Source organism: Paenibacillus periandrae, from assembly GCF_022458865.1.
Classification (GTDB): domain Bacteria; phylum Bacillota; class Bacilli; order Paenibacillales; family NBRC-103111; genus Paenibacillus_S; species Paenibacillus_S periandrae.
Map to the genome: position 1 here is coordinate 251,446 of NZ_JAJNMU010000006.1, position 13,755 is coordinate 265,200.

Genomic DNA, 13,755 nt, shown 5'->3' on the forward strand with positions numbered 1-13,755 from the left:
AACTAGGGCAAGTGTAGTATTTCTATCAACCGTAAATCAATCTCCATCCAACAGAATGCGTATTCAAAATCCCAAAAGTCAATATTAAATATGAGCAATTCATCATCAAAAACAAAAAAAACGGTGCAACGACTGACGATGTCTGCTTCCCGCGCCACTGCCGGAGTGCCGCCAGTCCGTCATGCTCCAAGTTGTAGGCCATAGATGGTCTTATAAAGCTTGCAGGGAAATTGTGGAATTTCATTTGTAATGTATTGTAGTATAATCTTTAGGAACGTAAGCTCTCCAAGACCGTCCCTTCTAGCGGAGCGTGGAGACGAACCTTCGAATGCGGCTGAAGATCCGGGTACCCTCCTCCGTGCGGAATTTTGTTACCCGAACTCACTAATCCTAATAATGAGGGGGATCTCATGAACGTAATGAGAGTTTTGAACACTAGAAATAGTATCATTTTCACCCAAATTTTATCTTATATATTGATTCTGTTAATTCCTATCATTTTCACTGGAATCGTTTATTTTGTTACTGTAAGGACCATTGAGCAAGAAACAAACAGGGCAAATCTTGCTATGCTGAAACTAGTTCAGCTGAATATGGACAACATCTTAAAGGACGCCGAGCGCTTAAGTTTTGATATTGCCTTTAACCCGGATATTCAATTGCTGGCCACTTCGCAGGAAACGAACTGGAATAACAAACAGTATGAGGTTTCTCAAATAGTAAAAGATTTCAAAAGGATGAATATAACGAATGGCTACATAGATAATTTTTATGTGTACTTTAAAAACCTGGATGCTGTGATTTCTTCAACAACAGCTTCAAGGAGTAATTATATGTACTCTAATCTTGTCCATAATGACCTAAGGTACGAACAATGGATAGATACTCTTCAAAAAGCGTACAGCGGCAGATATATCTCAATAGGCAATAAGACAAACTCAAATGAGGATTCAGGAGCGCTCGCTTACATGCGTTCAATCCCAATATCCAATTGGGAGAAGTCTCTTGCCACAATCGTCATCCTGTTAAATAAAGAACGATTTACTGAAATGATTCAAAATATACAATCGGCGCAGTATGGAAGTATCTTTATTTTAGATAATGATAACAACATTCTCGCGTCGACTGCTTCTTTTCATTTATCGGATATCTTACAGGTGGAAGAACTAAGCGATAGCGATAATATGCTGGTGAAAGGACAAGGAAAGGATTCATTAATCATATCCTATACGAAATCCGATGTATCCAAGCTAAAGTATGTTTCCATTGTTCGCCGAGAGATTGTGATGGAAAAAAGTGAGTTTACAGAAAAATTAATGATTGCAAGCATTATACTATGTTTAATTTTTGGAGGAGCAGTATCGGTTTTACTTACATGGCGTAATTATAATCCGGTTCGTAATCTCATCCGCATCGTCCAAAATGGGAAAATAAAGAACACTTATGACAGATCCAATAATGAATATCAGTTTATTTATGAGGCCATCCAGGATACTCTTCAAGAAAAGGAACAAATAAACCTGAAACTTATACAGCAAAGCAGTGTTGTGAGAGCGGATTTTCTGCAAAAGCTTTTAAAAGGGAAGTTTGGCAATATATCTGTACATCACAATGCATTTTACGCTCTTGACATGCAGTTTATATCCGGTGATTTTATAGTAGTGCTCCTATCTATAGAAGATAAGGGCAAGCTTATTTCCTTAGGGATTGGAGATGATTTTGAAGCGAAGTCAAAGCTCCCCAGCTTTGTGATCACCAATGTTTTTGAGGAGCTCTTGGGACAAAAGTATAAGAATTTTGTTACAGAGATTGATGAGAAAATAGTATTCCTGGTGAACCTGCAGGATCTTGAAGCGGTAGATCATGTGCAGGAATTGGTAAACATTACAGAAGAGCTGCAAAGATTTTTTAGAAAATATTACAATATGATCCTCACAATTTCCATCAGCAATGCCCACACGGGTATCCATGGCATGCAGGAAGCATATCAGGAAGCCGTAGAAGCACTCGAATACAAATTGATTGCCGGTAACGGAAAGATTATCAGCTTCCAAAGTCTGAAATATAATGTGAGAGATTATTTCTACCCTCTTGAAAAAGAGCAAAAACTAGTGAATTGCATCAAATCCGGTGAGTTTGACAAAGGAAAGCAATTACTTGATGACATTATTCGCTCCAACTTTATTGATGGCACTCCGACTGCTGAAATGACAAGGTATTTTATGTTTGACCTTGCAAGTACAGTCGTAAAAACAGTAAAAGAAATATCTGCTGCTGAGCCGGTGGAAAAATTGTTTGAATGTGAAACCGTAGCTGAGCTGCAGGCGGAAATTACCAATACACTATCATCAGTATGTAAGCACATACAGTCAAAAACTGGTAATCGTTCCTACGAATTGAGCAGGAGTATCATCGAGTTTGTTAACAGCCACTATGAAGAGGTTACCTTAAATATAGCAATGATTGCAGAAAATCTCGGAATTACTCCAAGCTATATGTCCAAGCTCTTCAAAGAACAAACCGGAGAAACCTTGCCGGATTATATCAATAAGGTAAGGCTGGAAAAAGCGAAAGTATTATTAAGGGACGAAAAACTCAATATCTCCGACGCGGCTGTCAAAGTAGGGTATTTAAACAGCAATGCGTTGATACGCAGTTTTAAAAAGTATGAGGGAGTTACTCCGGGAAAATATAAAGAGTGATAATCCTTTATAGTAACTGAGCTGCTACTTCTTCAACTCGTCCCTTCCATTTTTCATAGGACCCTTGATCACCGCGTTTATAGAACATTTTATTAAAACAGCCGCATATTAATGAAGCATAAGTAAATGGTAAGAACCTCAACGACGACAGACGAAACCAATGAAGGCGAATATCAGCTTATAGTGGCTGTGATTTCGTGTGAAGTAATAACGGCGTTTTTGAATAAGAAGCTTATTACTCCTGAAACAACACAACCCCCATTCCCGAAGGAGTGAGGGTATAGCACAGGACATTAGGGAGTGTTGAACAGGCAATTTAATATTTCCTCATTCACATAAGAATACTCTCACTATTAGAATCTTGCGATAATTTAATACAGTTGATCTTTGGACAGTATTGTTTCATTCCATCCCACTTTCCCCATATACATCCGCGGCATTTTATGGGTTGTCGAAGTTTTATTTCAGTAGTCAAATCTTTATTTCTCCCTTATATTCATTGATTTATTTAAAACCAGTAGTACGGTTAAGTCTGAACGAGTTCAGGCCTTTTGACTTGGAGTGGTGGTGGGACAAGCCACCCTTTTTCCTTACTCATTTCTAAAATTCTTAAACCGAGACTTGCTTTTGTCGCATGATATTTAGCGAACAAAGCACCAATATCTTCTCTGATGGACTTGCCTATAACTTGACTGCATGCTACCAGACCAGCCGCAGTATCCGCTGCAATGATAGCGGCAATTTCCTGATCGGTAAAACGTGCACCAACTGGGATCTCTTCAACCTTCACTTCCGGCCTTGTTGGCAGCGATGGAGATGGAGTAATTCCGTTATGCGTAAGTATAGTGTCACATTCGCTTATTTCGAGCTCTGCCTGATCGATTATAGCGGCAAGTATTTTTTTGAGATCGTAGTCGCCAGCATGATTTTGGAAGGCCCGGTTCATAGATACACAACCCTTAGCTGTCATGGAAAATTGCCATACATCGTAAATTTCCCCATAATGTAATGGCTCATCCTTAGGGTTACCGCTTAAAATACCCATCGTAACAACTCCTTAAATGAATTGGTTGAACGAAAGTATTTTATCCTAAGCTCAAAAATATATCCCAGATACTTTTTTTCGTTGACATGGGTAAATAGACGGCTGTATCCAGGCGCCGTCTATTTAGGTTAAGCGATGGGATGGTAAACGAGGAGGTGGCGATTCGCGGCTTTCCATGGGCATTGAACGCGACGAATCTTCACTTAATATAGTAAATAATTAATTTGTATTATCAATAATCTTAGTTGATTATGTAGGATTATAGTAATATAATATTTACTAAATGAAAGGAGAACTATTAATGATTAAAGAAATCTCACAAGAATACCTCGCTTTAATACCAACCATTTTTGCTAGTTTTAGAGAGTTGAACAAGGAATCGGAAGAATTAACACATATGCAGAATCATGTAATCGAATTTATGTATATGCAACAAAAGCCTTTGAATCTTAAAGACATTAGCTCTGGTTTAAATATTGCAAAGCAACAACTATCGAATATCATTGGTGATTTGGAATTCGGTGGTTATTTGGATAAGGTGCCTGACACTAGGGATAAACGTGCTGTTTTAGTGTCGTTAACGCCGAAAGGAAAGGAAATTGAAGATAGTAAATGGACTGATATTTATCGGAATTTCAGCAATAATCTTGCTAAATTAAGCGATGAGGAGCAAATTGATTTTAAATTCGCTCTTCATAAAGTCAATATACTATTAAAAAAAATGGAGGGATAAAAAAATGAACCAAAGAGAACAAGCGATTTCATCCGGATTAACATTTGGGATTTATCCGCTTAGCGTGGCAGGAACACCTTTCGGTTTGGCTGTCGGACCACAGGATAACTACGAAAAGATTCAATTAGCACTGCGAGATCTTCGAGGCGAGACAAAAAAGCTGATGCCTAGAAATTATCTCATTTACACAAGAGAATGGGAATCCAAAATGTTCTCAAATGCCGATCGATTTTCCAGAGCCGGTTTATTGGGGGACTTGACTATAGGATGCGGGGATTGGACGAACCAACAAGAACCTGGAATTGAACTTGCAAGCTGGCTTGATTTTATTCGCAAGGTCATTAATCAATACGGCACCCAGCTGGCTTCTCTTCAAATTACAAACGAACCCAATTTATCTTTTATGGAAGGTTCGAAGCCTTATATCATGCAAGCCCTTTTAGAAGGAGTTATTACAGCAAAGAAAGAAGCCCGTGAGCACAATCTCCCGATAAAAATCGGATTCGGTTCGGTACCCGACAGTCCAGCGGCGGTTCCGCACTTTTGGGATAACCTCGCCAAGTCTGGCGGAAACACCTTTATAGAATCCGTCGATTTTGTAGGACATAATTTCTATGTTGATGTATTTGATGATCAGCCGCTGGAATTGAAAGAAATACCGGCATCCGTGGAACGCATACTTCGCAATCTAAGGGATAAAGATCTTGTTACGGCTGGTATACCTGCTTCAGTCCCTATCCGAGTAACAGAAAACGGATGGCCTACAGGGAAGAACCCCGTTGCTAATATAGAAAGAACTTACGAACAACAAGCGAAAGTTCTTGAAATGGTTATCCGCACGATTCATGATTTGCGTCTTGAACTGAATATTTCTCATTATGAGCTATTTGGACTTCGGGATGCAGACAGCTCCAAGGATGATCTCTTCCATCAATATGGGATTATGCGGGACGATTATTCAAAAAAACCAGCGTACGACAGATTTAAGAACTTAATACAAGAGCTTGGTAACTGACAAAATTTAATTTGTTTGACCAGCAAAATTGGCCAGATTTTTCGAGGACACTGAAAAACTAGCTTGTGACAGAAAAACAACGAAAAGACCGTTTAGGGCCTTCTCACAGGCTAAAAACGGTCTTTTTGCAAGTCGGTATGGTACCTGACTGACAGCACGTACCGCCTCGCATAAGACGACCCCGTCCGAGGTCTCCGGCAGGCCATACTGGATGCATAAGCGCCTCTGCCAATAGGCAGACGGAGTATCCGGATTATATCCCATACGACCCCAAGCTTCATACATATACCACCGCCGTTCGAAGTCGTACGTTTGTATGTTTCTTCCTTTCTCATCCATTCTAACCTCCTCCAGAAACGGAAGAACCCGCTCCGGGCCGAAAAAGTAGTCTTCTGCTACCCCGTGAGACGTATTAAACTTCCAATCAATATATACCGTGCCTGTATAGTTAGCCAACTCCACCATCGATCGTGTCGCTTCCACCGGAAGCCAGTTGCTGCGCAGGATGAAGGGTACCTGGCGTTTGGCCTCTTTGAGAGCATTAAAATACACATCAAGGATGAAATCCTCGAATGCGCCCGAAGAAAAATCATACATTCGTTCACCCGGATTGGTTGCGAAGCCGCCAAGATCATCGTAGACGGCGATCAACTCCTTGACCGCCTCCCGCAAGTAATCGCGGATGACAGGATGATCTTGCCCGTACAGCTGGAACCCTCCTCCTTCGCAATCTTCTCATGGAGATGTATGTTCCAGGTTTGCATGAATACTTCCATACCACGCGATTTAGCCATAGCGAATAAGGCTTTCCAAAAGCTAATCTTCTCATCCATCTCCTCGTCACTGAAGGGGCACGCCTCCGGATACTTCGGAAGCTGCAGACGTTTGGCCACTCAACTGCTGGCCATCAGTATGATGGTTGATTTTCGTTTTGAACGGTACGTGGTGCATAAGCGCAAAGAAAGACGCGTACGCCTTCAGTGATGATACGTTTGGTTTGTTCCTCCTCTAATGTCCCGGTTTTTCTAGGTTGATTAAATACCAATAAAAACGTTAATGCAGCGAAGTGCTTTGTTGCCATTTCAGGATCGGGCACATCGAGCAATCCGGTTTGTCCAAACTCTGTAAACCTCCTGTTAATCCTCTCTTCCGTCGCTTTATCCAGCCTTTCTAAAAACGAGTCTGGCAGGTTGGCGGCTTCCACCATAACTAGACGGATCAAAGCAATGTAATCGGCCGAACCGTTTGCAGAAGCTACGATTTGTACGCAAAATAAGATGAGTGCCTTCTCCAGATCCTCGAATTCCCAGAGGTGGTCTGAAATCCCTTGCTCAATCATGTCCAGAACCGCCGAACTGGATTCTTCCACAACGGCAAGCAGTAGGTTCTGTTTGTCGCCATAATAATCATAAACTGTCCTTTTGGAAACTCCCGCTTTGGCGGCGACTGCATCGACGCTGGAACGATCAAACCCATCTGAAAGAAACAGATCTCGTGCCGCCGCAATAATTTTAGCTCGTTTGTCTGAAGAGCCTTTGCGGATTGTCTTGTTTTCCGTATTATCCATTCTTACGTTTCCCCCTTATAGATATACTATCAGAAATCGATTAGAGCTCCACTTTATAAATTACACTGTACGGTGTAGTATAGCAAATGTAGCGTATCAAATCAATGATCAAGGAAGATTCTATCCATGAAAACCATGCCGTCTTTTGTTGATGTTCTCATTGTCGGGGCCGGACCCACAGGCCTTACACTTGCCTGCGACCTTGCCCGTCGAAACGTCGACCATCGTATTATTGAACGAAGCACCTTCTATAACGTTGCATCTCGCGCCAAAGGAATCCAGCCTCGCTCGCTTGAAGTCGTCGATGATTTGGAGGCCGTTCACTACATTATTGACACCGGAATTGTGGATTTGCCTCTTCGTTATTATACCGCAGATGGCGGGAGCATTGACAAGCCGGCTATTATCGTTGCAGCCAGCGCCGAACTTGAGACACCCTATCGTGATCCGGTCTGGATTGCTCAATTTGATGTGGAAAAAGCATTGCGCGACCGATATGCAGTGCTTGGCGGTCAAGTTGAGTTGGGCATGGAAGCTGTAGGGCTTGTTCAGGATTTGGATGGTGTAACGGTAACCGTGAATACACCACAAGGAGAAGAGCAAATTCGCGCTCGTTATGTAGTCGGCGCTGACGGGGGCAAAAGTAATATCCGCAAGTTTATTCACTTGCCGCTGGTTGGGGAAACACACGATCATGAGCGATGGTATCTTGGCGATGTACGATTGGAAGGGTTAGATCGTGACCATATCCATATCTGGACATCTTCGGAGGGGATGGTCGGGGTGACACCGCTGCCGAAATCAGATATTTGGCAACTGCAGGCTACAATTCCGACAGACATCGAAGAACCGGAGCAGCCGTCGCTAGAGGCGTATCAAGCCATGTTTGACCGTCGCGCCGGTGCCGGACGTGTTCGACTCACGGATGCTTCCTGGCTGTCCATCTACAGGATCAACGTCCGGATGGTTGAATGTTACCGCAACGGCCGGGTTTTCCTTGCCGGCGATGCCGCTCATGTACATTCGCCGGCCGGCGGTCAAGGCATGAATACGGGGATGCAGGACGCGTACAACCTCGGCTGGAAGCTGGCGGCCGTCATACGCGGAGCGGACACCGCCTTACTCGACACGTACGATGAGGAGCGCCTCCCTGTGGCTCAAGCCGTGCTCAAGGACAGCACGAAGAAGATGGGAGTGGTCGTAGGAACGGCGACTGAAGGTGGAGCGTTGTCCCAATCCTTGAGCACCATATCCGACGATCTGACGAGTGGGCTTCTCATTTCCTATCGGTCAAGTACTCTTACCCGTCCGTCTGCTCGAACAAATGCTACCCGTTCATTTCCTGGAGATCGTGCTCCTAATGCTACGGGCCTGCAAGGCACCAGGTTTGCAGGAAGTGTCTTTGACCTATTGCGCGGCCCGCACTGGACGCTTTTGGCTTTTGCAAACTGCATTGATCCTTCTCTGAAGAACCTCACCAACGACGAACTCCATGTGCATTATATCCTGCCATCGAATGTGGAGGGGGCGGAAGGCATAATAGACACAGCAGGGAATGCCTATCGAATTTACGATGTAGCAAGTGAAGAACTCGTATTGATTCGTCCCGACGGTTACATCGCACTGCGTACCTCCATTGATGATACCGCATCGATCTTGAATTACTTGAATTTCATTTATTCCGAAAACTGATTTGGAACAGCCGGCGGCGATCTTTTACAATATCACAGGTAACCGCCGGCACTTTTAATGAACTGAGTTTTAATTGATGATACGGGAAGGACTGTTACTATGGAAGATATTATTCGAACCGTTAACCTGACAAAGCAATACGGGAATAAAGTCATTGTAGATCGCGTTTCGATTTCCGTTAAGAAAGGAGAAATCTATGGATTCTTGGGGTTGAATGGCGCAGGGAAAACGACAACCATTCGAGTTCTTCTCGGAATGAGTAAACCTTCTTCCGGAGAAGTGTATTTGTTTGGTCAGCGCTGGGCGAACGGGAATCCCGATTTGTCGAGACGAGTAGGTTATATGGTGGAGGTACCTTATGCCTACCCTAACTTTACGGTTAGGGATAACTTGAATTTGATAGCCAGGTTGCGAGGATTATCGGTTCCGAGGGCAGTTAACGAGATCATGGAGCAATTGAATCTGGCCCAATATGCGGATAGTAAGGCAAGAGATTTGTCACTTGGTAACGCGCAGAAACTTGGATTGGCCAAAAACATTTGTATTGGAACGATATCCAATGTCAGCGCGGATTTAGGCTGTATCAGGTCTATCGAGCTTTTATCATAAAAGGTCTCATATGGATATGTCTTCACCGAACCATCACGCTCTGTAACAAATACGATCCTCTTGTTGAAATCGTAAAAATATACAGTATCGACGAAATCATTGGTTAAACGAAAAGTTGTAGAGTCTGCAAAGTTTCGCTACCAGTAATTTGCCGCTAAATCCTCCTGTTTGATTTCCCCTTTAAGATTTTTGTAATAGGCGCCATTCGGATAGCTTTCGAAGTTGGAAAACGTTTGATTCAGTACGATTTGCCGGCTTATATCCTTGATTTGCTTAACGATGATCTCCATACTGTTACAACTGATTTAGAAACTGCTGCCTGAATATAAAGTCCTCGATTATCAACGATCTCATTTTATATAGAATCTTATTAGGGGAGCTTTGTGTCGATATCCAGTCGGGTGTCAAGAACAGCTATTAGCTTTCCAAAGTATCCCCTGCTCGAAATATCCAGATGGCCCGGGCTAAACCAATGGAGCTTAACGGGTTGTGTTAGCTCCCTTTTCAACCATGTCCCCTGATGCCATTTCAGGCAACTGTACATCGACACAAAGTTTGTATTGGTTAGAAATCGATATCTGTATTGCAACATCATGTGGCTTCTTTCTTTATTTCCTGTTCGAAAACGATTAATCTGAGGCTCTTATGAGGATCTAGAAACCAATACCCGCCCCACCATCAATACGTAAATCGACACCTGTTACAAACCGGGCCGCAGGCGAGCATAAATAGACGGCCGCATGGCCGATATCCTCCGCTGTTCCCAGACACCCCATCGGAGTGCGGGATAAAATTTTGCGTTCTCGCTCGGGATCTCCTTCAAATGCCTTGCGGGTCATACTGCTGTCGATCCAGCCCGGAGCAATCGAATTAACTCTGATACCATGAGGGGACAACTCGCTCGCCAACCCCCTCACCATACCACTTACCGCCGTCTTGGCAGCTGTATAGGCGATTACGTTAGGAATACCGAGCAACGCCGACATAGAAGTAATAAATACAATCGAGCCGCTACCCCGCCGTACCATATGGGCAGCGCATTCCCGCGTCAAGCTAAAGCCGCCCTGTACATGCGTTTGCAGCACCTGCGAGAATCCTTCATCGGTCGTTTCCTGCACCGGGCTTTTAAGATGAATGCCTGCATTGTTGATCAATATCTCGATAGGGCCGAACTGTTCTTCCACTTTCTGAACCAGCCCAGGTATCGTTTTCAGCTGCGTAATATCATGCGGTACATACACTGAGGAGGATCCAAGCTCCTCGCAAGCGGACTTCAGCCTGTCCTCTCTCCTCCCCGTAATCACGACCCTCCCACCAGCGTTCACGATTGCATGACTCATGCCAAGCCCAAGTCCAGTGCCTCCACCTGTTATTAAAGCAAGCTTGCCGTCCAGACGAAACGGATTATCCATGGCTCTCACCTTTCTTGTAGCTTTAAGTTTCCAGCTTTTTATAAGAAACGCACTGGCGTTCAATCAGTTCCCAGTCCAGCTCGGCCCCTATGCCTGGTCCTTGCGGGGCCCTGATCAAGCCTTGCGTGTCGATCGGCAGCTTTCCCTTCATAGGGAGCTGGAAGCGATCCTCTGGAACGAAATATTCAAAGTATTCACAATTCCGGATTGCGCACGATACATGCAAGTTCACGATGTCCATAAAATTCATCGTCGTCGTATGGATTTCGCATCTTAAGCCGAAAGCTTCCGCGAGATGGGCTATTTTCAGCGTGCCTGTAATTCCATGTTTCCATGACACATCGGCGCGCACAATATCGGCTGCACGCTCGGAGATCGATTGCGCCACACCCCAGTGGCAGCCTCTCGTCGTTTCCGTAGCTGCAACCGGAATATCAAGCGCTTCACAAAGCGCTTTGTATTTATATAATTCAAAATCCCGGAAGGGCTCCTCAAACCATAAGTAATTGAGCCTCTCCAGCTGCCTCCCCACTCGGATCGCTTCATCGAGACTATATTCGGCAACCGGGTCCGTGATAAGAATATACCCATCACCGACGGCATCGCGCAAAGCCTGGTGAATCTTCATATCCATCTGAACGGGACCGGGTGGATGTGCCTTGTAGGCAGTAATGCCTAGCGATTTATAATGGAGCGCTTCAGCGACATATTGCTCAACATTTTCATGAAACAATCCGCTTGCATAGACCGGCAACTGATCCCGGTAAGCGCCCATATATTTATACAACGGCAGATTGGCCGCTTTGGCGGCGATATCCCACAGTGCCACATCAACCGGACCCGGAAGGAAAATTGGAAAAAAGGCCAAATGCCGGTCAATGTTCCACAGCTCGTGCCAGATGGCCTCGCGGTCGTACGGGTCCCTTCCCATCAGGATAGGCGCTATATTTTCTTGCAAGTACGCCTCCGTTACCGCTCCTGATCTGGCCGCCATTGCCGTGGCAAGGCCCTCGACTCCAGTGTCCGTTGTAAGGCGAAGAACCACCACATCCCAAGGCATACCGCTTTTGCCCTGCCGCTTCTCATCGAATAAACACTCGTCTCTTCGTACCCACCAAGTTTCGAATTTGATGATTTTCATAGCTGCCTCCTATAAAATTCCATACTTTTTGAAAGCCTCGGTGCTAGACATTCCGTTTTCGATCTCCTTGCGAACTACTTTTTCTCCCCGCACCTTCTGAAGCGCCTTCACTATCACCTCATCAGCAATAGCTTGCGGGATAATAAGCACGCCATCCAGATCAGCGAATACTAGGTCACCAGGATTCACCCATACCTGTCCAATCTCAACCGGGCAGCGGTAACGGACCACCTGCGTGCGAACTGAGGAGTCCTGAGCGAACCTCCCTACGCTGAACACCGGCCAGTTCTGCTCCAGCACCATCGGCGTGTCGCGATGGAAGCCGTGGATTATGGCACCGGCAGCACCTCTTTTTTTGGAGGTAGCCGTCAGTATTTCCCCCCAGTACGCGCATCGCATGGTCCCGCCGGACGCGATATACACATCCCCTGGCTGCAATTGATCGAGCGCTTCAGTCAATAATCCGAATGGAGCTTCCTGTTCCCCAAACACATCGATCATTAGCACGGGCATAGCCCGGCCCGCTATAACCATATGATCCTTCATTGGCTGTATAGGCTGCGGAAGAAATTGGTGGTAATAACCCATGGCGTCGAGAATATCCCCGACAACTGGCGTATATAGCTCTTTTTTCAGCAATTCGAAAAGCTGTTCATCGTTAGTCCAAGTTTGCATTTGGGATAAGCCTCCTACGTTATGTTATTTACTGCCTCCGGCAAACGTGCTTCGAAGCCTAGACGCATCAAGCAAATGCGGAGCCAAAGCAGAACGGTCGAAAACAATCCCGTGTCCGGGAATTGACGATGGGATCCCGACGCCATGCTGAACAATGATCGGCACTTCCAGCAAGCCCAATTCGGTCAGCGAGCCTCCTACTACGTTCTCCAGCATATAACTGTTCTGCACCCCGCACAGTAAATGAAGCGAAAGCTCCATCATAAAATGCGGAGCTACCGGTTTGCCGAACGCGTGGGCCAGATGGGCAATCTTCAGCCATTCGGTAATTCCCCCGACAAAAGCAACGTCCGCCTGCACCACGTCGACTGCATCGGCTCTCAAATATTCCAGAAATTGCTGCTTGCTGTACATGCTCTCCCCGAGCGCTATAGGCGTGCGGATCGCCTGCTTCAGCTGCCGATGTCCCTGAATATCCTGATACTGCAGCGGTTCCTCGATCCAGCCGAGATGAAGCTCGTCCAGGCGGGCGCATTTCTGGATCGCTTCAGCGGCACTCCATTTCTGATTCAGGTCCACCAGCAGCGTCCCCCCCTTACCTAGGCGCTGTTGGACCTTCGTGATCCGTTCGATATCCTCCTCGAAATCATCCTTGCCGATTTTCATCTTGACTGTACTATAGCCCTGAGATATATAACCGTCGACCCGGTCGAGCAGTTCCTCTACCGTACCGTTACTTCTCAGATCGATTTCACTGATGTAAGCAGGAATTCGATCACGGGCTCCGCCAAGCAGCTTGTAGAGCGGCTGATTGTAATGCTTCCCCATCAGATCCCATATGGCAATATCTATCGCGGCAATCGCCATCGAATTTACGCCAAGCCCCAGCCGACGGGATTGACGCTGCAGATGCTGCCATATTTGCTCATAGTGAAGCGCATTCATCCCAATAATCAGATTGGCTAAATAATCGTCGATCAGTGTCCGGATCACCGTGCCGCCAATATCCACGGTATAGCTTAACCCAGTGCCTACCAGCCCGGACTCGGTTGTAATTTCCACGATGATGAATTCCAGGCCATCCACCTTGTTGGTAGCATCTTCCCAGGGCACACTTGGGGGAAGACGATAAACATTAGATTGAATATTCGCAATTTTCAATTT

The 13,755-nt window shown here is 45.3% G+C and carries 14 protein-coding genes; 5 read left to right on the plus strand and 9 right to left on the minus strand.

The window, feature by feature from the left end:
• The first annotated feature begins 410 nt into the window (after nucleotides 1–410).
• Nucleotides 411–2,702 carry a helix-turn-helix domain-containing protein gene (locus tag LRL21_RS12025; RefSeq protein ID WP_240416009.1) on the plus strand — a complete coding sequence of 764 codons (2,292 nt, stop codon included), beginning with the start codon at nucleotides 411–413 and terminating at the stop codon, nucleotides 2,700–2,702.
• A 526-nt stretch (nucleotides 2,703–3,228) separates the two neighbouring features.
• On the opposite strand, the gene LRL21_RS12030 is transcribed toward LRL21_RS12025, so the two are convergent.
• Complete coding sequence (locus LRL21_RS12030; RefSeq protein ID WP_240416010.1) at nucleotides 3,229–3,747, minus strand: DUF3231 family protein; 519 nt, start codon at nucleotides 3,745–3,747, stop codon at nucleotides 3,229–3,231.
• Between the two features lie 301 nt (nucleotides 3,748–4,048).
• Between LRL21_RS12030 and LRL21_RS12035 the strand changes: the two genes are divergently transcribed.
• Entirely contained in the window at nucleotides 4,049–4,480 is a 432-nt protein-coding gene (locus LRL21_RS12035; protein ID WP_240416011.1) for a MarR family winged helix-turn-helix transcriptional regulator, read from the plus strand.
• 4 nt (nucleotides 4,481–4,484) lie between these two features.
• Complete coding sequence (locus tag LRL21_RS12040; RefSeq protein ID WP_240416012.1) at nucleotides 4,485–5,495, plus strand: hypothetical protein; 1,011 nt, start codon at nucleotides 4,485–4,487, stop codon at nucleotides 5,493–5,495.
• A 6-nt stretch (nucleotides 5,496–5,501) separates the two neighbouring features.
• Here the strand turns inward: LRL21_RS12040 and LRL21_RS12045 are convergent, their stop codons facing one another.
• The 3 genes from LRL21_RS12045 to LRL21_RS12055 are packed head-to-tail and all read right to left on the minus strand — an operon-like array spanning nucleotide 5,502 to nucleotide 7,062.
• Nucleotides 5,502–6,146 carry a hypothetical protein gene (locus tag LRL21_RS12045; RefSeq protein WP_240416013.1) on the minus strand — a complete coding sequence of 215 codons (645 nt, stop codon included), beginning with the start codon at nucleotides 6,144–6,146 and terminating at the stop codon, nucleotides 5,502–5,504.
• Nucleotides 6,143–6,388, minus strand: a complete 246-nt coding sequence (locus LRL21_RS12050; protein ID WP_240416014.1) for a hypothetical protein — start codon at nucleotides 6,386–6,388, stop codon at nucleotides 6,143–6,145. Before LRL21_RS12050 ends, LRL21_RS12045 begins: the two co-directional genes overlap by 4 nt.
• A 14-nt stretch (nucleotides 6,389–6,402) precedes the next feature.
• Nucleotides 6,403–7,062, minus strand: coding sequence for a TetR/AcrR family transcriptional regulator (locus LRL21_RS12055; RefSeq protein WP_240416015.1), 660 nt, complete (start codon nucleotides 7,060–7,062; stop codon nucleotides 6,403–6,405).
• A gap of 126 nt (nucleotides 7,063–7,188) precedes the next feature.
• Here LRL21_RS12055 and LRL21_RS12060 point away from each other — a divergent pair, with 126 nt between their 5' ends.
• Together LRL21_RS12060 and LRL21_RS12065 are read left to right on the plus strand one after the other, a co-directional pair.
• Nucleotides 7,189–8,754, plus strand: a complete 1,566-nt coding sequence (locus LRL21_RS12060; protein ID WP_240416016.1) for an FAD-dependent monooxygenase — start codon at nucleotides 7,189–7,191, stop codon at nucleotides 8,752–8,754.
• Nucleotides 8,755–8,853: 99 nt separating this feature from the next.
• The gene (locus LRL21_RS12065) at nucleotides 8,854–9,363 is read left to right on the plus strand and encodes an ABC transporter ATP-binding protein (RefSeq protein WP_240416017.1); all 510 of its coding nucleotides are present in this window, start codon (nucleotides 8,854–8,856) and stop codon (nucleotides 9,361–9,363) included.
• Nucleotides 9,364–9,500: 137 nt separating this feature from the next.
• On the opposite strand, the gene LRL21_RS12070 is transcribed toward LRL21_RS12065, so the two are convergent.
• From LRL21_RS12070 to LRL21_RS12090, 5 genes are all read right to left on the minus strand, one after another.
• A complete protein-coding gene (locus LRL21_RS12070; RefSeq protein ID WP_240416018.1) occupies nucleotides 9,501–9,653 on the minus strand; it encodes a hypothetical protein in 153 nt (50 codons plus the stop codon).
• Between the two features lie 363 nt (nucleotides 9,654–10,016).
• Entirely contained in the window at nucleotides 10,017–10,775 is a 759-nt protein-coding gene (locus LRL21_RS12075) for an SDR family NAD(P)-dependent oxidoreductase (RefSeq protein ID WP_240416019.1), read from the minus strand.
• Between the two features lie 22 nt (nucleotides 10,776–10,797).
• Nucleotides 10,798–11,916: an enolase C-terminal domain-like protein gene (locus tag LRL21_RS12080; RefSeq protein ID WP_240416020.1), complete on the minus strand. Its 1,119-nt coding sequence runs from the start codon at nucleotides 11,914–11,916 to the stop codon at nucleotides 10,798–10,800.
• Nucleotides 11,917–11,925: 9 nt separating this feature from the next.
• Nucleotides 11,926–12,591 carry an RraA family protein gene (locus LRL21_RS12085; RefSeq protein ID WP_240416021.1) on the minus strand — a complete coding sequence of 222 codons (666 nt, stop codon included), beginning with the start codon at nucleotides 12,589–12,591 and terminating at the stop codon, nucleotides 11,926–11,928.
• 24 nt (nucleotides 12,592–12,615) lie between these two features.
• A complete protein-coding gene (locus LRL21_RS12090) occupies nucleotides 12,616–13,752 on the minus strand; it encodes a mandelate racemase/muconate lactonizing enzyme family protein (RefSeq protein ID WP_240416022.1) in 1,137 nt (378 codons plus the stop codon).
• Nucleotides 13,753–13,755 lie beyond the last annotated feature (3 nt).

Coding starts and splice junctions, on each gene's coding strand:
- LRL21_RS12030 (WP_240416010.1), bottom strand. CDS start 3,747: ATGGGTATTTTAAGCGGTAACCCTAAGGATGAGCCATTACATTATGGG.
- LRL21_RS12085 (WP_240416021.1), bottom strand. CDS start 12,591: ATGCAAACTTGGACTAACGATGAACAGCTTTTCGAATTGCTGAAAAAA.
- LRL21_RS12040 (WP_240416012.1), top strand. CDS start 4,485: ATGAACCAAAGAGAACAAGCGATTTCATCCGGATTAACATTTGGGATT.
- LRL21_RS12080 (WP_240416020.1), bottom strand. CDS start 11,916: ATGAAAATCATCAAATTCGAAACTTGGTGGGTACGAAGAGACGAGTGT.
- LRL21_RS12055 (WP_240416015.1), bottom strand. CDS start 7,062: ATGGATAATACGGAAAACAAGACAATCCGCAAAGGCTCTTCAGACAAA.
- LRL21_RS12025 (WP_240416009.1), top strand. CDS start 411: ATGAACGTAATGAGAGTTTTGAACACTAGAAATAGTATCATTTTCACC.
- LRL21_RS12070 (WP_240416018.1), bottom strand. CDS start 9,653: ATGGAGATCATCGTTAAGCAAATCAAGGATATAAGCCGGCAAATCGTA.
- LRL21_RS12065 (WP_240416017.1), top strand. CDS start 8,854: ATGGAAGATATTATTCGAACCGTTAACCTGACAAAGCAATACGGGAAT.
- LRL21_RS12060 (WP_240416016.1), top strand. CDS start 7,189: ATGAAAACCATGCCGTCTTTTGTTGATGTTCTCATTGTCGGGGCCGGA.
- LRL21_RS12035 (WP_240416011.1), top strand. CDS start 4,049: ATGATTAAAGAAATCTCACAAGAATACCTCGCTTTAATACCAACCATT.
- LRL21_RS12075 (WP_240416019.1), bottom strand. CDS start 10,775: ATGGATAATCCGTTTCGTCTGGACGGCAAGCTTGCTTTAATAACAGGT.